The organism is Arenimonas sp. SCN 70-307 (assembly GCF_001724815.1).
Taxonomy (GTDB): domain Bacteria; phylum Pseudomonadota; class Gammaproteobacteria; order Xanthomonadales; family Xanthomonadaceae; genus Arenimonas.
This window is the reverse complement of sequence record NZ_MEDO01000001.1, coordinates 192,866-214,169: the sequence shown is the minus strand read 5'-3', so window position 1 is coordinate 214,169 and position 21,304 is coordinate 192,866. Positions and strand designations below refer to the sequence as shown.

The window sequence follows — 21,304 nt, the reverse complement described above, 5'->3', positions numbered from 1 at the left end:
ATTCCCGTCGGCCACGGCCGGCCCCGATTTGCTGCTTAGACACCAACAAATCTACCGGGTCGGCCGTGCGCCACTCCCCTCAGTTGGGAGAAGAACCAAGAAAAGGGGGTCAGGTTCACTTTTGCGCCGCTGCGCAAAAGTGAACCTGACCCCCTTTCTTCGTTGTTATGCTCGGCGCATGGACATGCAGACGGTCTGGTACACGGTCGCCGCGGCGCTGATCATCATCGGCCTGCTGGGCACGATCCTGCCCGTGCTGCCGGGCCTGCCGGTGATGTTCGCCGGCATGTGGCTGGCGGCCTGGGTCGATGGCTACCTGCACATCACGGTGCCGACGCTGGTGGTGCTGGGCCTGCTGGTGCTGCTGTCGATCGGCGTGGACCTGCTGGCCAGCCTGGTCGGCGCGCAACGCGCGGGGGCGTCGCGCAAAGGCCTGTTCGGCGCCGGCGTGGGCAGCGTGGTCGGCCTGTTCTTCGGCCTGCCCGGCCTGATCGCCGGCCCCCTGCTGGGCGCGGCCGCCGGCGAGATGGCCCACGGCCGCGACTGGCAGCAGGCCTCCCGCATCGGCCTGGGCACCTGGCTGGGCCTGCTGCTGGGCGCCATCCTCAAGCTCGCCCTTGCCTTCGCCATGCTCGCCCTCTTCGCCCTCGCCCTCCTGGTTTGAGACCCCGTTTCTTCAGAGTTCGCGGAGGGTGACGGAGGGGGGCGCGGTGATGATGCGGCGGGTGGCCCAGAGCCCGGCGACGAGCGCCGCGAGCAGGCCGGCCACGGCGCCGGTGGCGGCCAGGGCCGGGTCGGCGCGCCAGGGCAGTTCGAAGACCTGGCTGGCGATGACGCCGGCCAGCACCGAGGCAGCGATGGCCGCCACCACGCCCGAAAGCAGGCCGATGGCCGCGAATTCCGAAGCCTGGGCCAGGCGCAGCTGGCGGCCGGAACCACCCAGCACGCGCATCACGCCGCCCTCGAGCAGGCGCTCGTCCTGGCTGGCGCTCACCGCCGCCAGCAGCACCAGCACGCCCGCCAGCAGCGAGAACGCGAACACCGCCTCCACCACCATCGACACCTGGTCGACCGTGCTGCGCACCTGCGCCAGCACCGCGTCGATGTCGATCACCGACAGGTTCGGATACGCCGACACCAGCTCGGCCGTGAAGCGCGTGCGCTCCGGCGGCACCTTCACCGCGGTGATGAAGCTGCCCGAATAGCCTTCGAGCGAACCGGGCGAGCCGAGCACGAAGAAGTTCGGGCGGAAGCTCTCCCAGTCCACCCGGCGCAGGCTGGTGATGCGGCCGGCATAACGCGCGCCGGCGATGTCGAACGCCACCTCGTCGCCGACCTTCCAGCCCAGCGACTCGGCGAATTCTTCCTCCACCGACAGCTCCGGCGAGTCCGGTACGCCGGTCCAGAACGCGCCGGCCGTCACCACGTTGTCGTCGCGCAGCGCGGCGCCTTCCGAGAGGTTGAACTCGCGCTCGGCCATGCGCCGGCCGCGGCTGTTTTCCGGGTACATCTCGCCGCTGGCGGGCTGGCCGTTGTACTCGGTCAGGCGCGCCCGGATCATCGGGTAGAGCTCGGGTTCCGACACGCCCTGCCCCGCCAGGAACTCGCGCACGGAGGCGACCTGGTCGGGCTGCACGTTGATGACGAAGCGGTTGGGCGCATCGGCCGGCATGGCGTCGCGCCAGCGGTCGAGCAGGTCGGTGCGAACGAAGGTGAGCAGCAGCAGCGCCATCAGCCCCAGGCCCAGCGCGCTCACCTGCGCGATCGAGGCCCCCGCGCGGCGGCTGACGTTGGCCAGGCCGTAGCGCCAGGGGCCGCGCAGGCGCGTGCGCAGGCGCCGGACCAGCAGGATCAGGGCCCAGGCCAGCAGCGCCAGCACGGCCACCGTCGCCAGGATGCCCACCAGCATCGCCGTGCCCAGCGTCGCCGAGCCCGCCTTCCACCACAGCAGCGCCGAGAGCCCGGACAGGCCGGCGATCGCCACCACCCAGGCCGAGGGTTCGGTCGGGTCGAGGTCGCGGCGCAGCACGCGCAGCGCCGGCACCCGGCGCAGGGCCAGCACCGGCGGCACGCCGAAGGCCAGCAGCACCGCCAGGCCCACGCCCAGGCCTTCGAGCGCCGGCGTCAGGCCGGCCGCGGGCAAGTCGATCTTCAGTGCCGTCGAGAGCCAATCGGCCACGAACCACTGCAGGCCGAAGGCGACGGCCACGCCGATGCCGCTGCCGAGCAGGCCCAGCAGCGCCAGCTCGCCGACGTGGATGCCCACCAGCGTGGACTGCTGCGCACCCAGGCAGCGCATCACCGCCGCGCCCTGCAGGTGGCGGGCGCTGTGGCGGCGGGCGGCCATGGCCACGGCGATCGCGGCCAGCACCACCGACACCAGCGCGGCCAGCCCGAGGAAACGGTCGGCGCGATCGAGCGCGCGGCGGATTTCCGGGCGCGCCTCGGCGGCCGTTTCCAGCCGCTGGCCGCGGTCGAGCTGCCCGGCGGCAGCGGTCGCGAAGCGATCCACCGCCGCGGCCTCGCCGGCGATCACCAGCCGGTAGGCGATGCGGCTGCCCGGCTGCACCAGCCCGGTCGCCGGCAGGTCGGCCAGGTTGAGGAAGACCTTGGGCGCGGTGTTGAAGTAGTCCAGCGCCGCATCCGGCTCCTGCACCACCAGCGCCGCCAGCCGCAGTTCGCTGTTGCCGATGCCGACGAGGTCGCCGGGTTTCGCGTCGAGCGCGTCGGCACCGGCGCGGCTGATCCACACCGTGCCGGGCGCGGGCACGCCTTCGGCCACGCTTTCTGGCCCGCCGGCCTGGGTCTGGACGCGGAAGCTGCCGCGCAGCGGGAAACCCTCGCCCAGGGCCTTGAGGTCGCCCAGGCGCAGCGCTTCGCCGACCCGGACCATGCTCGGGAACGACCAGGTCTCGGTGCGATCCAGCCCCGGCGCCTCCGCCAGCTCGCGCAGCGGCCCTTCGATGGGCGCATCGGCGCGCACCACCACGTCGCCGCCCAGCAGGCGGTTGGCCTCCAGCGCCAGCGCGCGCTCGGCGCGGTCGGTGACGAAACCCACCGAGCACACCGCCGTGACCGCCAGCACCAGCGCGGCCAGCAGGATGCGCACGTCGCCCGAGGCCAGGTCGCGGCCCAGCTGGCGCCAGGCCAGGGGCAGCCACCTCATGCCGACACCAGCCGGCCGGCGTCGAGGCGCAGCACGCGGTTGCAGCGCTCGGCCAGGTGTTCGTCGTGGGTCACCAGCACCAGGGTCGTGCCGGCTTCGCGGTTGAGCTCGAACAGCAGCTCGATGATGGCCTGGCCGGTGCGGGTGTCGAGGTTGCCGGTGGGCTCGTCGGCGAACAGCACGGCCGGCCGGGTGACGAAGGCGCGGGCCAGGGCCACGCGCTGCTGCTCGCCGCCCGAAAGCTGGCGCGGATAGTGGCCCAGGCGCTCGGCCAGCCCGACCTGGCCCAGGATGGCGCGCGCCGGCCCTTCCGCGTCGTCGTCGCCGCGCAGCTCCAGCGGCAGCATCACGTTCTCGAGCGCGGTCAGCGAGGGCAGCAGCTGGAAGCTCTGGAACACGAAGCCCACCTTCTCGCCGCGCACGCGGGCGCGGCCATCCTCGTCCAGGGCCGAAAGCGGCTGGCCATCGAGCCGCACCTCGCCCTCGCTGGGCACGTCCAGCCCGGCCAGCAGGGACAAAAGCGTGCTCTTGCCTGAACCGGAGGCACCGACAATCGCGACCGCTTCACCCCTGGGGATGGTAAAACCAAGGCCTTCGAGGATGGTCAGCTCCCCCGACGGCAGCGGTACCCGCTTGCCAAGGCGCTCGACGTGCAGCGCATCGCGGGTTTCCGGGGGTTGGCGGGAGTCGGCCATGGGATCCTCAGTCAATGGGAAAACGATGAGAGCAACTACATCAGGATATGGAGCATGGCGCACCCGGGTTCAACGCGGGGTCATGGTCTTTCTCTTGGCACTTGCCAGCCTGCCGGTTTTCGCGGCTGGCGCCGGCGAGCGCACCGTACTGGTGATGGGCGACTCGCTCTCGGCCGCCTACGGCCTGCCGCCCGAGCAGGGCTGGGTGGCGCTGCTGGCCACGCAGCTGCGCAGCGAGCGGCCGGGCTGGAAAGTGGCCAACGCCAGCATCAGCGGCGAAACCACCGCCGGGGGTGCCAGCCGCATTGCCGCCGAGCTGCGTCGCCATTCGCCCGACGTGGTCGTCATCGAACTGGGCGCGAACGACGGCCTGCGCGGCCTGGACCTGGTGCAGACCCGCGCCAACCTCGAGCGCATGATCGTCGCCTCGCGCGAATCGGGCGCCCGCGTGCTGCTGGTGGGCATGCGCCTGCCGCCCAACTACGGCCCGCAGTACACCCAGGCCTTCGAGCGCAATTACACCGAGCTGGCCGAGGCGCACGGCACCGCCCTGCTGCCTTTCCTGCTCGAACCCATCGCCATGGACCGCGACGCGTTCCAGGCCGACAACCTCCACCCAGTGGCCGAGGCCCAGCCCAAGCTGCGCGACCACGTCTGGCCGGCGCTCGCGCCGCTGCTTGACTGACCCGAACCAAACCAGGAGCCCCATCGCATGAAGACGCCCCTCGCCCTCGCCCTGATGCTCGCCGTTGGCGCTTGCGCCGCGCAGAACTCCAACGATGCCGCCCGCAGCTTTCCCAGCCAGCACGGCCAGGTGCAGGTGCAGCCGGTGGCCGGCGGCCTCGAGCACCCCTGGGGCCTGGCCTTCCTGCCCGACGGCCGCATGCTGGTGACCGAGCGCCCGGGCCGCCTGCGCCTGGTGTCGACCGACGGCAAGCTCTCCGGCCCGCTGGCGGGCGTGCCCGAGGTCTGGGCCCGCGGCCAGGGCGGCCTGCTCGACGTGGCCGTCGACCCCGACTTCGCCAGCACGAGCCTGGTCTACCTCAGCTACTCCGAGCCGGGCGAAGGCGGCTCGGGCACCGCGGTGGCCCGCGGCAAGCTGGTGGGCGAGGCGCTGGAAGACGTGCAGGTGATCTTCCGCCAGCTGCCCAAGCTCGAGGCCGGCCAGCACTTCGGCTCGCGCCTGGTGTTCGACCGCGAGGGCCGGCTCTACGTGACCACCGGCGACCGCGGCAACTGGGATTTCCCGCAGGCGCTGGACAAGGGCCAGGGCAAGATCTTCCGCATCGAGCGAGACGGCGCCATTCCCGCCGACAACCCCTTCGTGGGCCGCGAGGGCGCCGACCCGGCCATCTGGTCCTACGGCCACCGCAACGTGCAGGGCGCGGCCCTGCATCCGCAGACCGGCAAGCTCTGGCAGACCGAGCACGGCGCGCGCGGCGGCGACGAGCTCAACATCCCCGACCCGGGCAAGAACTACGGCTGGCCGGTGATCACGCTGGGCGTGAACTATTCCGGCGCGCCGATCGGCTCGGGCAAGAAGGAAATGGAGGGCATGGAACAACCCATGCACCAGTGGACGCCGTCGATCGCGCCCAGCGGCCTGGCCTTCTACGACCACGACCGTTTCCCGGCCTGGAAGGGCGATCTGTTCGTGGGCGCCCTCGCCTTCCAGCGCGTCGTGCGGCTCGAGCTCGACGGCGAGAAGGTGGTGGCCGAAGAGCCGCTGCTGGTCGACCTGGGCGAGCGCATCCGCGACGTGCGCCAGGGCCCGGACGGCTACCTCTACCTGCTCACCGACGACGCCAAGGGCCAGATCCTGCGCGTCGGCCTCGAATAAACCTGGATCAAACGAACCAGGTTGATTTTATTGAACCTGGTTCATCTGGTTCATCGCGTCGTATTCGTGGACGAAGCGGCCGGGCTCCGGGCGACCGACCAGCGAGACCATCGCGCCGGCCACCACGTCGGCGTCGATGGCACGGTAGCGGCGCAGCGGCCCGCGCATCAGCGGGTTGGTGATCGGCGCCAGCCGCTGGCCCAGCCCCTCCGCGCGACGCCGTTCGCTGCGCTCGCCCAGCAGCAGCCCGGGCCGCAGGCAATCCACGCGCTCGAAGCCCTGCCCGGCGAGCCCGCGCTCGGCCTCGCCCTTGACCCGAAGATAAAAATTGCCCGACTGCGCACTGGCGCCGACGGATGACACCAGCAGCGCCTGGCGTGCGCCCAGCGCACGCGCGGTTTCGCCCAGCGACAGCACCAGGTCGCGGTCGACCGCGAGGAAGGCTTCGCGCGAACCGGCCTGCCGGATCGTGGTGCCGAGGCAGCAGGCGAAGGCTTCGAGCGGCGCGCCGTCGAGCGCCCCGGCGATGGCCGCGGCATCCCAGGCACCGACCAGCGCGTGCAACCGCGGGTGCTCCTGCGCCAGCGGCCGGCGCACCAGCGCCAGCACCCGCGGGCCCCCGGCTTGCGCCAGGAGGCGCGCAAGCACGCGGCCGCCGACCAGGCCCGTGGCCCCGGCCAGCAGCACCGCGCGTCCGGATGTCACGGGCTCAGGCCCACTCGGTGAGGCCTTCGCGCTCGTAGAGCACGCGGAACGAGGGGCGCGCCTTCATGCGTTGCGCCAGCGCGCCCAGCTGCGGCCAGTCGGTGGCCGGACGCGGCATGTTGCGCGACCAGCGCATCAGCATCGCCAGCAGGAAATCGGCCGCGCTTACCGAAGGCCCCATCAGGTAAGGACCGCGTCTTGCGAGGTGGGCCTCGATGTTGTCCCAGCAGGCCTCGATGCGCTCGCGCGCCCGGGTCTTGGCCGCCTCGGCGTTCTGCTCGCCGGCGGCCTCGTTCGGATAGAACCAGGTGCGGAAGGCCGGCTGCATCGTGTTGGCCAGGTGCAGCACCCACTGGTAGTACTTTGCGCGCTCGACGCTGCCCGGCTCCGGCGCCAGCCCGAAGCTCGGATGGGCGTCGGCCAGGTGCAGCACCAGCGCCGCCGCCTCGGCCACGGGTTCGCCGTGGATGAGCAGCGTCGGCACCACGCCGTGCGGGTTGATGGCCAGGTATTCGGGGCGCTTGTGCTCGCCCGCGGCCAGGTCCAGGCGGCGCAGTTCGTGGCGCGCGCCGATTTCGATCAGCAACCAGTGCACGACCAGGCTGGCCGCGCCGGGGGAGTAGTACAGGGTGTACATGCCGGCTTCCGTGCTTGGGGTCGGCCCGCAGCATACGACGGCCGGCGCCCCAAAAGAAAAGCCCCGGGCGTTTCCACCCGGGGCTTCGCTCAGTCCTTGGGGGACTGGATTACATCGGCTGCACTTCGTCAGCCTGCATGCCCTTCTGGCCCTTGACGAGCTTGAAGGAGACCTTCTGGCCTTCCTGCAGGGACTTGAAGCCGGTGCCCTGGATGGAACGGAAGTGGACGAACACGTCCTCGCCGTTCTCGCGGCTGATGAAGCCGAAGCCCTTGGCATCGTTGAACCACTTGACGGTACCGATCTGACGATCCGACATTTGCTAACTCCTTGGAACAATTAATGGATATCGCTGACGGGAACATCCCGCCGCGCGACTGGGGTTGCAAGGAGGAGCGAGGTGAAAAGATGTAGCGGATCGATGGATCTACCGCATCAGGCCACGATTCACAGTGACCCTTCGCAAACACAGTCCCGCCCACCCTACACCGTTCCGTGGAGGAAAGCCAATGGTTTCGGTGGCTTGGCCGGCAAAGCGGCCAAACCAGGGGCAGCCCGTTCAGGCTGGGCGGGCTATTCGACCGCGACCGGGATCTTGCCGATCCGGGCCTGCCACTCGCGCGGGCCGGTGCGGTGCACCGACTCGCCGGCCGCGTCCACGGCCACGGTGACCGGCATGTCCCGGACCTCGAACTCGTAGATGGCCTCCATGCCCAGGTCGGCGAAACCCACCACCCGGGCCGCCTTGATGGCCTTGGAGACCAGGTAGGCGGCGCCGCCGACGGCCATCAGGTAGGCCGAGCGGTGCTTGCGGATGGCCTCGATGGCCACCGGACCGCGCTCGGCCTTGCCGACCATGCCCATCAGGCCGGTCTGGGCCAGCACCTGCTCGGTGAACTTGTCCATGCGGGTGGCCGTGGTCGGGCCGGCCGGGCCGACGACCTCGTCGCGCACCGGGTCGACCGGGCCGACGTAATAGATGAACTTGCCGCGCAGGTCGACCGGCAGCGGTTCGCCCTTGTTGAGCATGTCCACCATGCGCTTGTGCGCCGCGTCCCGGCCGGTGAGCAGCTTGCCGTTGAGCAGCAGCACCTCGCCCGGCTTCCAGCTGGCCACTTCCTCGCGCGTCACCGTGTCGAGGTCCACGCGGCGGCCCTTGGAGGCGTCGTAGGTCAGCTCCGGCCAGTCGGCCAGCGAGGGCGGCTCGAGCTGCACCGGGCCGCTGCCATCGAGGGTGAAATGCGCGTGGCGGGTGGCGGCGCAGTTGGGGATCATCGCCACCGGCAGGTTGGCGGCGTGGGTCGGGTAGTCCTTGACCTTGATGTCGAGCACCGTGGTCAGGCCGCCCAGGCCTTGGGCGCCGATGCCCAGCGCGTTGACCTTCTCGTACAGCTCCAGGCGCAGCTCCTCGGCGCGGTTGGACGGGCCGCGGGCCTGCAGGTCGGTGATATCGATCGGCTCCATCAGGGCCTCTTTCGCCAGCAGCATGGCCTTCTCGGCGGTGCCGCCGATGCCGATGCCCAGCATGCCCGGCGGGCACCAGCCGGCGCCCATGGTCGGCACGGTCTTGAGCACCCAGTCCACGATCGAGTCGGACGGATTGAGCATCGCGAACTTCGACTTCGCCTCGCTGCCGCCGCCCTTGGCCGCCACGATCACGTCGACGGTGTTGCCCGGCACGAGCTTCATGTTCACCACGCCGGGCGTGTTGTCCTTGGTATTGGTGCGCTTTCCGGCCGGGTCGGCCAGCACCGAGGCGCGCAGCTTGTTGTCCGGGTGGTTGTAGGCGCGGCGCACGCCCTCGTGGACCATGTCCTCGACGCCCATCGTGGCGTCGGGCCAGGTCACGTCCATGCCGATCTCGAGGAACACGGTGACGATGCCGGTGTCCTGGCAGATCGGGCGATGGCCCTCGGCGCACATGCGCGAGTTGATCAGGATCTGGGCGATGGCGTCCTTGGCGGCCGGCGACTGCTCGCGCTCGTAGGCGGCGGCGAGGTTCCGGATGTAGTCGACGGGGTGGTAGTACGAGATGTACTGCAGCGCGTCGGCGACGGACTGGATGAAGTCTTCCTGCTTGATCTGGCTCACGGCGGGCATCGGGGCTGGCGGGAAACCGACATTTTACCCGGTTGTGGGGGGGCCTTCAGGGGTTATTCGAGTTCGGACCAGCGGGCGTAGGCGTGGTCGAGTTCGGCCTGGAGGGTGGCGAGGCGGGCGTTGGCGGCGGTGACGGCGTCGGGGCCGCGGGCGTAGAGGCCCGGGTCCTGGACGGCGGTGGTGGCTTCGGCCAACTCGGCCTCCAGGCGCTCGATGCGGGCCGGCAGCTCGTCGAGCTCGCGCTGGTCCTTGTAGCTGAGTTTTCGCTTGGGCGCCGCCGGTGCGGCGGCCGGCGCCGCGGGCCTGGCAACCGGCGCGGGCGCCGCGGGCCGCGCGGCCGCCCTGCCCGCCTCGGCCGCTTCGGCCGCCGCGATGCGGGCCGACATCGGCCGCTGGCGCAGCCAATCGGAATAGCCGCCCACGTAGTCGCCCACGCGGCCGTTGCCTTCCATCACCAGCGACGAGGTGACCACGTTGTCGATGAACTCGCGGTCGTGCGAGACCAGGATCAGCGTGCCCGGGTAGTCGATCAGCAGCTCCTCGAGCAGCTCCAGCGTCTCCACGTCCAGGTCGTTGGTGGGTTCGTCCATCACCAGCACGTTCGAGGGCTTGGCGAAAAGCTTGGCCAGCAGCAGGCGGTTGCGCTCGCCGCCGCTGAGCTTGGTGATCGGCGCCAGCGCGCGGTCGGGGCTGAAAAGGAAGTCCTGCAGGTAGCCCATCACGTGCTTGCGGCTGCCGTTGATCTCGATGAACTCGCGGCCTTCCGAAACGTTGTCGAGCGCGTTCCAGTCCTCGCGCAGCGCGCCGCGCAGCTGGTCGAAGAAGGCCACCTCGAGGTTGGTGCCCGTGCGGACCTCGCCGGCCGTCGGCTGCAGCTGGCCCAGCAGCAGCTTGAGCAGCGTGGTCTTGCCCGAACCATTCGGTCCGATCAGGCCGACCTTGTCGCCGCGCTGGATGACGGTGTCGAGCCCGCGCACGATCACCTTGCTGCCGAAGGCGAAGTCCACGCCCCTGGCCTCGAACACCCGCTTGCCGGACTTGTCGGCCGCGGCCGCCGACATGCGCACGTTGCCCTGCTGCTCCCGGCGCTCGGCGCGCTCGCGGCGCATCGCCTTGAGCGCGGTGACGCGGCCCTCGTTGCGGGTGCGCCGGGCCTTGATGCCCTGGCGGATCCACACCTCTTCCTGCGCCAGCTTCTTGTCGAACAGCGCGTTGGCCTGGGCTTCGGCGTGCAGGCGCTCCTCGCGCCGGCGCAGGTAGTTGGCGTAGTCGCCCGGCCAGCTGGTGACCTGGCCGCGGTCGATCTCGACGATGCGGGTGGCCAGGTTGCGCAGGAACTGGCGGTCGTGGGTGACGAAGACCACCGAGCCGGCGAAATTCTTCAGGAACTCCTCGAGCCAGGCGATCGACTCGATGTCCAGGTGGTTGGTCGGCTCGTCGAGCAGCAGCACGTCGGGCGCGGCCACCAGGGCCTGGGCCAGCAGCACGCGGCGCTTCATGCCGCCCGAGAGCGCCGCGAAATCGGCCTCCTCGGGCAGGTCGAGCTTGCTGATCACCTGCTCGACGCGCTGCTCGATCTGCCAGCCGTTGCCGGCATCGATGCGCGCCTGCACGCTGCCCAGCTCGTCCATGTCGATGTCGGCGCCGTCGTGCAGCAGGTGGTGGTAGCGGGCCAGGTCGGCGCCCAGTTCGCCCAGGCCCATCGCCACCACGTCGAACACCGTGCCCGCCACGCCCTGCGGCACCTCCTGGGCCAGGCCGGCGACGCGGCCCTCGCGGCGCAGCACGCCGTCGTCGGGCACGATCTGGCCCGCCAGCAGGCGCAGCAGGGTGGATTTACCGGCGCCGTTGCGGCCGACGATGCAGACGCGCTCGTTCGGCTCGATCGTGAGGTTCACGGCTTCGAGCAGCAGCGGGCCGCCGACGCCGTAGTCGACGCCTTGCAGGGTGATCAGGGACATGCGGCCATTCTATCGCGGGCCCGGGCCCGCCGGCGGATTCAGTCGCCGCCGTGCTTGAGCCAGCGTTCGGCCATGGCTTCGGAGCTGAACACGCGGCCGCCGGTGGCGCCGCGTTCGCGGGCCAGGATCTCGCCGTGCTCGACGTAGCCCATCAGCTCGACGCGGCCGGGCACGAAGGCCACCTGCAGCTTGTCGAGCCCGAGGGCGAAGATGGCGTCGAGGGTGCCGGAGATGTTGCGCTCGCCTTCGAACTCGCCGAGCTTCTCGACCACGAGCAGCTTGCGCGCCTTGCGGCGCTCGCCCTCGCGGGCGATCTCGGTCCAGTAGGCGATGGAAATCTCGCGGCTGTCGCGGGGGCCGGTGACCAGGCAGTGCAGGTAACCGGGACGATCCTGGAAACGGATGGAAATATCGGGGGGAAGCTGGGACACGGAAACGATTCGCACGGGGGGTCGCGCATTCTACCCGCTCGGGCCCGCTTGCGCCCGCCCCTCGCGAACCCCATCGTGTCGGGCATGGTCCGCAAGCGCTCCTGGACGGCTCATCTTTCCGCCCTGCTCGGCCTGTCGAGCCTGGTAGGCGTGTTGTGCTTCCATTTTCCCCAGCTGCTGACCAGCCAGGCCTTCCGCGAGGTCTACACCGAGGGCTTCGCCCGCGGCCTGCTGCTTTTCGGGCTGGTCTGCGCCTTCGGGCTCGGCACCCTGGCCATCCTGCGCGGGCGCGACCGGCGGGTGGCGCTGACCGGGGTCGGCGCCGCCACGCTGGCGGTGCTGCTGGGCGGCGCCAGCGTCGAGTTCGACACGATCGAGGCCACGCCCTGGTCGCTGGGCCTGGACTGGTTCGTGGTGTCGCTGTTTTTTTCAGCCCTGGTGTTCGTGCCCATCGAGCGCCTGCTCGGGCGCATCGACCAGTCGCCGCTGCGTCCGCAGTGGCGCACCGACCTGGCCTACTTCTTCGTCAGCCACGTCAGCGTGCAGTTCGTACTGATCGCCATCACCGCCTGGACCGCGGGCGTGGCGGCGCTGGTGGCCTTCCCGTCGGTGGCCGCGGCGATCCAGTCGCTTCCGGTGTGGCTGCAGTTCCTCCTGGCGGTGTTCTGCGCCGACCTGGCCCAGGCCCTGGTGCACCGGGCCTACCACCGCTGGCCGCTGCTCTGGCGCTTCCACGCCGTGCACCACAGCAGCCGGCACATGGACTGGCTGGCCGGCTCGCGCATGCACCTGCTCGAGATCCTGCTCACGCGCGGGCTGGTGCTGCTGCCGCTGGTGCTGCTGGGCTTCGCGCCGGCGGCCATCAATGCCTACGTCATCCTCGCCGGCCTGCAGGCGGTGCTGGCGCACGCCAACCTCGGCCTGCGCTTCGGCTGGCTGGAGTACGTGCTGGTGCTGCCGCGCTACCACCACTGGCACCACGCGCGCCGGGAGGACTTCACGGACGCCAACTACGCCATCCACCTGCCGCTGGTGGACTGGCTGATGGGCACGCTGCGGCTGCCGCGCGACGGCAGCTGGCCGGAGGAGTACGGCAACCTCGACCCGGCCGAAGTGCCCGAGCGCGTCTGGCGCCAGCACCTGGCGCCCTTCCTGCCCCGGCGCCGGGGCTGAGCCGGATTCAGCGCCCGCCGAGCAGGCGCTGGTGGTCGACCAGGATGCAGCGGTCCTGCACCACGTCGATGCCGGCCGCCAGCAGCGCGGCGGCGAACGCGTCGTCGCGGATGCCCAGCTGCAGCCACACCGCCGCCGGACGCTTGGCGAGGATGTCGTCGAGGTGGGGCGCGAGGTCCTTGGAACGGCGGAACACGTTCACCAGGTCCACCTCGCCCGGGATGTCGGCCAGGCGGCGGAACACCGGGCGGCCGAGGATGCGCTCGACCTCCGGGTAGTACACCGGCACCGGCACGATGTCGTAGCCGGCGCGCTCCATGTAGCGCGGCACGTCGATCGACGGCTGGCCGCGCTGGGCCTCGGTCTTGATGCCGAGCACGGCGATGCGCCGCACCCGCTGCAGCAGGGCCTTGAGCCCGGCTTCGTCGTCGATCAGCGTACCCGGTGCGCCCATGTCAGTGGTGGTGGCCGCCGGCGCCGTGCACGTGGCCGTGGGCCAGCTCTTCGAGGCTGGCGTCGCGCACCTCGACCACCTCGATGGCGAAGTGCAGGTTCTGGCCGGCCAGCGGGTGGTTGCCGTCGACGGTGACCATGCCGTCCTCGATGCTGGCGATGACCACCGAGATGGCGCCCTGCGGGGTCTGGGCCTGGAAGGCCATGCCCACCTCGAGCTCGTCCACGCCCTGGAAGGCCTCGCGCGGCACGGTCTGGATCAGCATCTCGTTCGGGGTGCCGTAGCCCTCCTCGGGCGAGACCACCACGTCGAACTTGTCGCCGGCGCTGCGGCCCTCGAGGGCCTTTTCCAGGCCCGGCACGATGTTGCCGGCGCCGTGCAGGTAGGCCAGCGGCTGGGCGCCGGTGGACGAATCGATCACCTTGCCGGCATCGTCGGTGAGGGTGTAGTGGAAGGTCGCGACGGTGCGCTCGGCGATCTGCATGGGGGATCCTTGGGGAGGGCCGGCCGGGAACCCGGCGGCGGGAGAAAGGCCGTATAGGCTAGGCCAAGCGCCGGAATGGCGCAAACGGCGGGCCGCAAAAAACGAGACCCCGGTCGTCTCCGACCGGGGTCCGTTGGCAACGCAGGGAAGGCGCCTTACAGCGGCTGCACTTCGTCGGCCTGCATGCCCTTCTGGCCCTTCACGACCTTGAAGGAAACCTTCTGGCCTTCCTGCAGGGACTTGAAGCCGGTGCCCTGGATGGAGCGGAAGTGGACGAACACGTCCTCGCCGCTCTCGGGGGTGATGAAACCAAAGCCCTTGGCGTCGTTGAACCACTTCACGGTGCCGGTCTGACGGTCAGACATATCTCATTCCTTGTAACAATTAAGGTTGGGTACCCACGATCCGCCCGTTGTCCGGCAACCGCAGTGCGCCCACCCTACCCGCTTACGGCGGGGAAAGCGACTGATTTATAATGACGGGCTACCGGATCGCCCGCCGCCGCCCGCCGATCCCCCACTCCCACGGGTTGCCCATGTCCGCCTTCGCCACCGAGCGGGTCCTGACCGTACGCCACTGGACCGACGCGTATTTCAGCTTCACCACCACGCGTGACGACGGCCTGCGCTTCGACAACGGCCAGTTCGTGATGATCGGCCTGGAGGTCAACGGCCGGCCGCTGATGCGCGCCTACTCCATCGCCAGCGCCAACTGGGAGGAGCACCTGGAGTTCTTCTCCATCAAGGTGCCCGACGGCCCGCTGACCTCGCGCCTGCAGCACATCCAGCCCGGCGACGACCTGCTGGTGAGCCGCAAGCCCACCGGGACCCTGCTCATCTCCGACCTGCACCCGGGCCGCAACCTCTACCTGCTGGGCACCGGCACGGGCCTGGCGCCGTTCCTGGGCGTGGTCAAGGACCCGGAGACCTACGAGCGCTTCGACAAGGTCATCCTCACCCACGGCGTGCGCAACACCGCCGACCTGGCCTACCACGACTACATCACCCGCGAGCTGCCCCGACACGAGTACCTGGGCGAGGTGATCAGCCAAAAGCTGCTGTACTACCCCGCCGTCAGCCGCGAGCCTTTCCGCCATGCCGGCCGCCTGACCACGCTGATGGAAAGCGGCCAGATGATGCGCGACCTGGGCATCGAGCCGCTCGACGGCGAGAAGGACCGCGCCATGATCTGCGGCAGCCCGCAGATGCTGGCCGACTTCCGCACCCTGCTCGACGGCCGCGGCTTCGCGGCGGCGCCGCGCATCGGCACGCCGGGGCAGTACGTGTTCGAGCGCGCCTTCGTCGAGAAGTAAGGCCTTACAGCGCCTTTTCGATGTCCTTGCGGATGGACTCGGGCTTGTCGGTCGGCGCGTAGCGCTTGATCACCTTGCCGTCGCGGCCCACGAGGAACTTGGTGAAGTTCCACTTGATCGCCTCCAGCCCCAGCAGGCCCGACTTCTCCGACTTGAGCCACTTCCACAGCGGGTGCGCGCCGCCGCCGTTGACCTCGACCTTGCCGTACATCGGGAAGCTGACGTCGTAGGTGAGCGAGCAGAAGTTGCGGATCTCCTCGGCGTCACCGGGCTCCTGGTGGCCGAACTGGTCGCAGGGGAAGCCCAGCACCACCAGGCCCTTGTCGGCGTAGTCGCGCCAGAGCTTCTCCAGGCCCTCGTACTGCGGGGTGAAGCCGCACTTGGAGGCGGTGTTGACGATCAGCAGCACCTTGCCGCGCAGCTCGTCGAGCTTCTGCTCCCGGCCGTCGAGGGTGGTGGCGGTGAAATCAAAGGCGGTGGTCATGGCGGGCTCCCGGGGCGATGCGCCCAGCCTAGCGCAGGCCGGGCGGCCGCGGCAGCCGCCCCCCTGTCTTTCGTCATGGGGTCCTTACGGCCGGATGCGGTAGCCTTGGGGGCTGTTCCGCCCCAAACCACCCGAGGCTTCCCATGTCCGCACGCAAGACCCTTGCCGCCGCCGTCGCCCTGGCGCTCGGCCTGTCCCTGGCCGCCTGCAGCCGCGATGAGGCCACCCCGGCCACCGCCGGCGATGCCGCCACCGCCGCCGGCGCCGATGCCGCCGAGACGGCCAATCCCTTCTTCACCGTCAGCGCCCTGCCCTACCAGGCGCCGGCCTTCGACAAGATCAAGGACGAGCACTACGCCCCGGCCCTGACCAAGGGCATGGAGGAGCAGCGCGCCGAGATCGACGCGATCGCCAACAACGCCGAGCCCGCCACCTTCGAGAACACCATCGTCGCGATGGAGAAGACCGGCGCCCTGCTCAACCGCACCGCCGCGGTGTTCGGCAACCTCGCCGGCGCCCACACCAACCCGCAGATCCAGGCCGTGCAGGCCGAGATGGCGCCGAAGTTCGCCGCCCACCAGGACGCCATCCTGCTCGACGGCAAGCTCTTCGCCCGCGTCAAGTCGCTCTACGAGCAGCGCGATGCGCTGGGCCTCGACGACCAGGACAAGCGCCTGGTCGAGCGCTACTACATCGACTTCGTCCGCGCCGGCGCCAATCTCTCCGACGCCGACAAGGAAACGCTCAAGGCGATGAACGCCGAGCTGGCCAGCCTGGCCACCACCTTCAGCCAGAACGTGCTCAAGGAAGTGAATGCTTCGGGCGTGCTGGTCGAGGACGTCGCCGAACTCGACGGCCTGCCGGCCGAGGCCATCACCGCCGCCGCCGAGGCCGCCAAGGCCGCCGGCCAGGAAGGCAAGTGGCTGATCGCGCTGCAGAACACCTCGGGCCAGCCGCCGCTGACCAACCTCACCAACCGCGCGCTGCGCCAGCGCATCATGGACGCCTCGCTGGTGCGCGGCGCCCGCGGCAACGAGTTCGACAACCAGGCCATCGTCGCCAAGGTCGCGCAGCTGCGCGCCGAGCGCGCCAAGCTGCTGGGCTACGAGAACCACGCCCACTACATCCTCGAGGACGAGACCGCCGGCACCATCGCCGCCGTGAACAAGCTGCTCTCCGACCTGGCCCCGGCCGCCGTGGCCAATGCCCGCAAGGAAGCGGCCGACATGCAGGCCATCATCGACGCCGAGGGCGGCGGCTTCCAGCTCGAAGCCGGCGACTGGGCCTTCTACGCCGAGAAGGTGCGCCAGCAGAAGTACGCCTTCGACGAGTCGCAGCTGCGTCCGTACTTCGAGATCAACTCGGTGCTCGAGAACGGCGTCTTCTACGCCGCCAACCAGCTCTACGGGCTGACCTTCCAGGAGCGCAAGGACCTGCCGGTCTACCACCCGGACGTGCGCGTGTGGGAGGTGTTCGACGCCGACGGCAGCGCGCTGGGCCTGTTCTACGGCGATTTCTACGCCCGCGCCAGCAAGCGCGGCGGCGCCTGGATGAATGCCTACGTGCCGCAGAACGGCCTGACCGGCACCAAGCCGGTGGTCGCCAACCACCAGAACATCCCCAAGCCGTCCGAGGGCCAGCCCACGCTGATGACCTTCGACGAGGTCACCACCATGTTCCATGAGTTCGGCCACGCGCTGCACGGCCTGTTCTCGAACGTGAAGTACCCGCAGTTCGCCGGCACCTCGGTGCCGCGCGACTTCGTCGAGTACCCCTCGCAGGTCAACGAGATGTGGGCCACCTGGCCGTCGATCCTGGCCAACTACGCCAAGCACCACGAGACCGGCGAGCCGATCCCGCAGGAGCTGCTGGACAAGGTGATGGCCGCCGAGCAGTTCGGCCAGGGCCACGCCACCACCGAGTACCTGGCCGCGGCCATGCTCGACCAGGCCATCCACCAGCAGTCGGCCGGCAAGGTCTCGACCGACACGCTGGGCTTCGAGGCGCAGGCGCTCAAGGCCGCCGGCCTGGACTACGCGCCGGTGCCGCCGCGTTACCGCAGCACCTACTTCTCGCACATCATGGGCGGCTACTCGGCGGGCTACTACGCCTACCTGTGGTCCGAGGTGCTGGACGCGGAGTCGGTGGAGTGGTTCAAGGAGAACGGCGGCCTGACCCGCGAGAACGGCGACCACTTCCGCCGCACCCTGCTCTCGCAGGGCGGCAGCAAGGACGCCATGCAGCTGTTCCGCGACTTCCGCGGCCGCGACCCGGAAGTGGGCCCGCTGCTGGTGCGCCGCGGCCTCGACACCAAGTAACCGCCAGTATCTGGCACAAAAAAACCGCCCGGGCGACCGGGCGGTTTTCATTTTGAACGCGGATCAGATCGGATGAAACGCGGATAAAAACGGATAAAGCGCAACTAATTTAAAACGCTTTATCCGCGTTCATTGCCCTCAAATCAGATTTGATCCGCGTTCAAGGCTTTTTGATCAGCCGGAGCCGAGGACGTCAGGCGTTGCGCTGGCAGGCGCGCAGTTCCTTGTTCAGGACTTCGGCCTTGGAGACGTACTGCTTGGCCAGCACGCGCACCACGAAGCTGTGTTCGCGGTCGAGCACGACCTTCTGGAAGGTGGTCTGCAGCTGGCCTTCGATCTCGGCCATGCGGGTGAAGCGCTCGACCGGCGACTCAGGCCACTGCTTGCGCATGCCGGCATAAACCTTGCTCAGTTCGCCCAGGGCGCTGGCCGGCTTCTTGGTCGCGGTCTTCTTCGCCTTCGGCGCCGGCTTCACCTCGCCCGACAGCTCCGCCGCCAGTTCCGACTTGGCCTTGGCGAGCTTGGCGAAGAGCGCGCTGACCTTTTTGTCTTTCACCTTCTGGGCCGCTTCTTCGTAAAACGCGGTGCCATCCTCGCTGATGTCGATCAGGTCGGAAATGCTGCTGCTGGTGTCGGTCATGCGGCGCTCCTTGGCGTGATGAAAGGACAGCGCGATCGTCCCGCCACCCAGACCAGGCGACGGAATGCCCCGGGAAGCAGGGCCAGGCGATCACGAAGGAAAGCTCTTGCAGGCGTCCCGCGCGGCCACGGGGGCCGGTTTGGAACCCGTTAAGGATACGCCCCGGGCCGTAAAAATTAGGTTATCCGGCACCCACCGTCGTTTCAAACAGCCAATTCAATCCACTTCACGCCATTTGGCCGCACGTTAGCCGATTTTCAGCGCGAATAAGACCACGACACCATTCGCCCGTCCCGGTACGGCATCACTCCGTGGAAGGGCCGCGGGTCGCCGTCGAAGACCAGGGGCAGGAAATGGCGGTCGCCCTCCCACAGCGGCAGCTCGCCCAGCCGGGACAGCTCGACCCAGTGCAGGTCGCCCTCGGCGTTGCGCGCCGGCGGTTCGCCGCGGAAGCGGTCGATCAGGAAAACGAAGCCCAGCCAGTCCTCGCCGTGTTTGCCGAAGCCCGGCCAGCTGATCGTGCCGCGCAGCTGCAGCGACTCGCATTCGATGCCGGCCTCTTCGTGGATCTCGCGGCGCATGCCGGCCATCACGTCTTCGTCCGGCTCGAGCTTGCCGCCCAGGCCGTTGTACTTGCCCAGGTGGTTGTCGCCGGCGCGGGCGTTGCGGTGGACCATCAGGCAGCGCTGTCCGTCGGGCGAAAGCACGTAGCCCAGGGTGGCGACGATCGGGGTATAGGGCACGACGGGTCTCGGCTTGGCGGGCGGCCTGCAAGCATAATCGCTCCATGACCCCGACTTCCCTGCCCGGCCTCGCCATCGTCGGCGGCGGCCCCGCCGGCCTGATGGCCGCCGAAACCGCCCGCGCCGAAGGCGTGGAGGTGGACCTGTTCGACGCCATGGGTTCGGTGGGCCGCAAGGTGCTCATCGCGGGCAAGGGCGGGCTCAACCTCACCCACTCCGAAGGCTTCGAGGCCTTCGCCGGCCGCTACGGCGAGCGCAGCGCCACCATCCGCCGCTGGCTGCAGGCCTTCGACGCCGGGGCGATGCGCGCCTGGGCCGCCGGCCTGGGCGTGGAGACCTTCGTGGGCAGCTCCGGGCGCGTGTTCCCCACCGACCTCAAGGCCGCGCCCCTGCTGCGCGGCTGGGTGCGCCGGCTGCGCGAACAGGGCGTGCGCTTCCACCTGCGCCATTACTTCACCGGTTTTGGCGACGAGGGCGAGCTGCGCTTCGATACGCCCGAGGGACCGCGCGAATTCCGCGCCGGCGCCACCGTGCTGGCACTCGGCGGCGGCAGTTGGCCGCAGCTGGGCTCGGACGGCGCCTGGGCGCCGCGGCTGGCCGCGTCGGGCTTCGACGTGGCGCCGCTGCAGCCGGCCAACTGCGGCTTCGACGCGGGCTGGAGCGAGCACTTCGCCAGCCGCCACGCCGGCGCGCCGCTCAAGCCAGTGCGCCTGGCCCTGGGCTGGGAGTCGCCGCCGCGATTTCGCCAGGGCGAATTTGTCGTCACGGCGACCGGCGTCGAGGGCAGCCTGGTGTACGCGCTGTCGGCGGCACTGCGTGAGCGCATCAACACGCACGGCGAAGCACTGCTGCTGGCCGACCTGGTGCCCGGCCGCGACGTCGCGCGCCTGGCTGCCGACCTCGCCCGCCCGCGCAAGGGCCGCAGCCTCAGCGAGCACCTGCGCCGCCAGGCCGGCCTGGAGGGCGCCAAGGCCGGGCTGCTGCGCGAATGCCTGCCGCCCGAGGTGCTCAACGGCGAACCGGCTGCGCTGGCCGCAGCCATCAAGGCACTGCCGATCCGCCTGACGGCGGCGCGACCGATCGCCGAAGCGATTTCCAGCGCGGGCGGCCTGCGGCTCGAATCGCTCGACGACAGCCTGATGCTGCGCGACCGCCCCGGCCTCTTTGCCGCCGGTGAAATGCTCGACTGGGAGGCGCCCACCGGCGGCTACCTGCTCACCGCCTGCCACGCCAGCGGCCTGCTGGCCGGGCGCGGCGCGGCGCGCTGGCTGCGCGCCCGGACTCAGGACTCGGGCAGCGCCGCGGGGTCGTCGACTTCCGCGTCGGGCGTGCCCGGGTCCGGCGAGAAGCCGTAAAGCGTCACGTCGAACACCAGCATGCCCTTGGGCGCGCCCGGCACGTTCTGGTTGTCGTAGGCCAGCGGGCCGGGAATCCAGAAGCGGAAGCGGTCGCCGCGGGCCATCAGCTGCAGGCCCTCGCGCCAGCCCGGGACCACCTCGGCCAGCGGCAGCGAGGAGCGCCGGCCGCGCATGAGCGAGCTGTCGAACACGCGGCCGTCCGGCGTCCAGGCCGTGTAGTGCACCAGCACCAGGTCCGAGGCCGCGGGCCGCAGCCCGCCCTTGCCGCGGGCGATCACCTTGTAGGCCAGGCCGCTGGTGGTGCGCTGCGCGTCGTCGGGCACGGCGCCCACGTCTTCGGGCGGGCGGGTGGGATTGCTGCCGCCGACCACCGTCAGGTCCAGCACGTGCGGCAGCGCCGGCATGCCCGGGTAACCGGGCGCGAGCGCGGTCGGGGCCAGCCACCAGCGCCGGGTCTCGCCCACGGGGGTGGTCAGCAGCGCGCGCGCCAGACCGGGCTGGCTGCGCACCAGGTCGCGCACCCAGGCGCGGCTCAGGCCCTGCTGGCGCGAATTGAAGCGGGTGACGCCGTCGGCGCTCCAGCCGTCGATACGGTACTCGAGCACGGGCTCGCGAACGAAGGCGTTCTGGTCCGGGCCCGGCTTGAGCACCTGGTAGGCCATGCCGCTGGCGGTGCCGGTGGCCAGCGGCGGCGGCGCGTCGAGCGGCCGGGGCGCCGGCAGCGGCGAGACCTGCGCGAGCGGCGGCGACGCGGCGAGCAGCAGGGCGAGGAAAGCGGAACGAAGCATCGGCACGGCCCGGGA

22 protein-coding genes are annotated in these 21,304 nt (G+C 70.2%); 7 read left to right on the top strand and 15 right to left on the bottom strand.

From position 1 onward, the window contains the following. Positions 1 to 178: 178 nt before the first annotated feature. Entirely contained in the window at positions 179 to 664 is a 486-nt protein-coding gene (locus tag ABS41_RS01040) for a DUF456 family protein (protein WP_290589210.1), read from the top strand. Positions 665 to 676: 12 nt separating this feature from the next. Here ABS41_RS01040 and ABS41_RS01035 read toward each other — a convergent pair whose 3' ends face one another. Beyond that, entirely contained in the window at positions 677 to 3,166 is a 2,490-nt protein-coding gene (locus tag ABS41_RS01035; protein WP_290589207.1) for an FtsX-like permease family protein, read from the bottom strand. Further along, complete coding sequence (locus ABS41_RS01030) at positions 3,163 to 3,861, bottom strand: ABC transporter ATP-binding protein (RefSeq protein WP_290589204.1); 699 nt, start codon at positions 3,859 to 3,861, stop codon at positions 3,163 to 3,165. Before ABS41_RS01030 ends, ABS41_RS01035 begins: the two co-directional genes overlap by 4 nt. Before the next feature lie 94 nt (positions 3,862 to 3,955). Between ABS41_RS01030 and ABS41_RS01025 the strand changes: the two genes are divergently transcribed. Both ABS41_RS01025 and ABS41_RS01020 read left to right on the top strand, forming a co-directional pair. Further along, positions 3,956 to 4,546, top strand: a complete 591-nt coding sequence (locus ABS41_RS01025) for an arylesterase (RefSeq protein WP_290589201.1) — start codon at positions 3,956 to 3,958, stop codon at positions 4,544 to 4,546. A gap of 27 nt (positions 4,547 to 4,573) precedes the next feature. Next, positions 4,574 to 5,701 (top strand): PQQ-dependent sugar dehydrogenase, encoded by a 1,128-nt coding sequence (locus ABS41_RS01020; RefSeq protein ID WP_290589198.1) that lies wholly within the window; start codon positions 4,574 to 4,576, stop codon positions 5,699 to 5,701. Between the two features lie 27 nt (positions 5,702 to 5,728). Here the strand turns inward: ABS41_RS01020 and ABS41_RS01015 are convergent, their stop codons facing one another. The 6 genes from ABS41_RS01015 to ABS41_RS00990 all read right to left on the bottom strand — a co-directional run bounded on the left by ABS41_RS01015 (position 5,729) and on the right by ABS41_RS00990 (position 11,535). After that, positions 5,729 to 6,406: an NAD(P)H-binding protein gene (locus tag ABS41_RS01015; RefSeq protein ID WP_290589195.1), complete on the bottom strand. Its 678-nt coding sequence runs from the start codon at positions 6,404 to 6,406 to the stop codon at positions 5,729 to 5,731. Positions 6,407 to 6,410: 4 nt separating this feature from the next. Further along, the gene (locus ABS41_RS01010; RefSeq protein ID WP_290589192.1) at positions 6,411 to 7,043 is read right to left on the bottom strand and encodes a glutathione S-transferase family protein; all 633 of its coding nucleotides are present in this window, start codon (positions 7,041 to 7,043) and stop codon (positions 6,411 to 6,413) included. 109 nt (positions 7,044 to 7,152) lie between these two features. Then, positions 7,153 to 7,362, bottom strand: coding sequence for a cold-shock protein (locus ABS41_RS01005; RefSeq protein ID WP_026816018.1), 210 nt, complete (start codon positions 7,360 to 7,362; stop codon positions 7,153 to 7,155). A gap of 254 nt (positions 7,363 to 7,616) precedes the next feature. Continuing rightward, positions 7,617 to 9,134: a fumarate hydratase gene (locus tag ABS41_RS01000; protein WP_290589182.1), complete on the bottom strand. Its 1,518-nt coding sequence runs from the start codon at positions 9,132 to 9,134 to the stop codon at positions 7,617 to 7,619. Positions 9,135 to 9,196: 62 nt separating this feature from the next. After that, positions 9,197 to 11,104: an ATP-binding cassette domain-containing protein gene (locus ABS41_RS00995; protein WP_290589179.1), complete on the bottom strand. Its 1,908-nt coding sequence runs from the start codon at positions 11,102 to 11,104 to the stop codon at positions 9,197 to 9,199. Between the two features lie 38 nt (positions 11,105 to 11,142). Further along, on the bottom strand, positions 11,143 to 11,535 hold the full coding sequence (locus ABS41_RS00990; RefSeq protein WP_290589176.1) for a hypothetical protein: 393 nt from the start codon (positions 11,533 to 11,535) through the stop codon (positions 11,143 to 11,145). A gap of 84 nt (positions 11,536 to 11,619) precedes the next feature. Here ABS41_RS00990 and ABS41_RS00985 point away from each other — a divergent pair, with 84 nt between their 5' ends. Continuing rightward, on the top strand, positions 11,620 to 12,708 hold the full coding sequence (locus ABS41_RS00985; RefSeq protein ID WP_290589173.1) for a sterol desaturase family protein: 1,089 nt from the start codon (positions 11,620 to 11,622) through the stop codon (positions 12,706 to 12,708). 7 nt (positions 12,709 to 12,715) lie between these two features. Here the strand turns inward: ABS41_RS00985 and ABS41_RS00980 are convergent, their stop codons facing one another. The 3 genes from ABS41_RS00980 to ABS41_RS00970 all read right to left on the bottom strand — a co-directional run bounded on the left by ABS41_RS00980 (position 12,716) and on the right by ABS41_RS00970 (position 14,011). Continuing rightward, on the bottom strand, positions 12,716 to 13,162 hold the full coding sequence (locus ABS41_RS00980) for a CoA-binding protein (protein WP_290589170.1): 447 nt from the start codon (positions 13,160 to 13,162) through the stop codon (positions 12,716 to 12,718). A gap of 1 nt (position 13,163) precedes the next feature. Continuing rightward, a complete protein-coding gene (slyD, locus tag ABS41_RS00975; protein ID WP_290589167.1) occupies positions 13,164 to 13,646 on the bottom strand; it encodes a peptidylprolyl isomerase in 483 nt (160 codons plus the stop codon). Between the two features lie 155 nt (positions 13,647 to 13,801). Next, the gene (locus ABS41_RS00970) at positions 13,802 to 14,011 is read right to left on the bottom strand and encodes a cold-shock protein (protein ID WP_231696100.1); all 210 of its coding nucleotides are present in this window, start codon (positions 14,009 to 14,011) and stop codon (positions 13,802 to 13,804) included. 170 nt (positions 14,012 to 14,181) lie between these two features. Between ABS41_RS00970 and ABS41_RS00965 the strand changes: the two genes are divergently transcribed. Then, positions 14,182 to 14,958: a ferredoxin--NADP reductase gene (locus tag ABS41_RS00965; protein WP_290589159.1), complete on the top strand. Its 777-nt coding sequence runs from the start codon at positions 14,182 to 14,184 to the stop codon at positions 14,956 to 14,958. A 4-nt stretch (positions 14,959 to 14,962) separates the two neighbouring features. On the opposite strand, the gene ABS41_RS00960 is transcribed toward ABS41_RS00965, so the two are convergent. Next, on the bottom strand, positions 14,963 to 15,442 hold the full coding sequence (locus ABS41_RS00960) for a glutathione peroxidase (protein ID WP_290589156.1): 480 nt from the start codon (positions 15,440 to 15,442) through the stop codon (positions 14,963 to 14,965). A 143-nt stretch (positions 15,443 to 15,585) separates the two neighbouring features. Between ABS41_RS00960 and ABS41_RS00955 the strand changes: the two genes are divergently transcribed. Beyond that, positions 15,586 to 17,760, top strand: coding sequence for a M3 family metallopeptidase (locus tag ABS41_RS00955; protein ID WP_290589153.1), 2,175 nt, complete (start codon positions 15,586 to 15,588; stop codon positions 17,758 to 17,760). 193 nt (positions 17,761 to 17,953) lie between these two features. On the opposite strand, the gene ABS41_RS00950 is transcribed toward ABS41_RS00955, so the two are convergent. Both ABS41_RS00950 and ABS41_RS00945 read right to left on the bottom strand, forming a co-directional pair. Next, positions 17,954 to 18,400, bottom strand: a complete 447-nt coding sequence (locus ABS41_RS00950) for a PA2169 family four-helix-bundle protein (RefSeq protein ID WP_290589150.1) — start codon at positions 18,398 to 18,400, stop codon at positions 17,954 to 17,956. A gap of 257 nt (positions 18,401 to 18,657) precedes the next feature. Next, on the bottom strand, positions 18,658 to 19,143 hold the full coding sequence (locus ABS41_RS00945; RefSeq protein ID WP_290589147.1) for an 8-oxo-dGTP diphosphatase: 486 nt from the start codon (positions 19,141 to 19,143) through the stop codon (positions 18,658 to 18,660). 44 nt (positions 19,144 to 19,187) lie between these two features. Between ABS41_RS00945 and ABS41_RS00940 the strand changes: the two genes are divergently transcribed. Further along, positions 19,188 to 20,498, top strand: a complete 1,311-nt coding sequence (locus tag ABS41_RS00940) for a TIGR03862 family flavoprotein (protein ID WP_290589144.1) — start codon at positions 19,188 to 19,190, stop codon at positions 20,496 to 20,498. On the opposite strand, the gene ABS41_RS00935 is transcribed toward ABS41_RS00940, so the two are convergent. Continuing rightward, positions 20,426 to 21,289, bottom strand: a complete 864-nt coding sequence (locus tag ABS41_RS00935) for an FKBP-type peptidyl-prolyl cis-trans isomerase (protein WP_290589141.1) — start codon at positions 21,287 to 21,289, stop codon at positions 20,426 to 20,428. The genes ABS41_RS00940 and ABS41_RS00935 overlap by 73 nt on opposite strands. Positions 21,290 to 21,304: the final 15 nt, after the last annotated feature.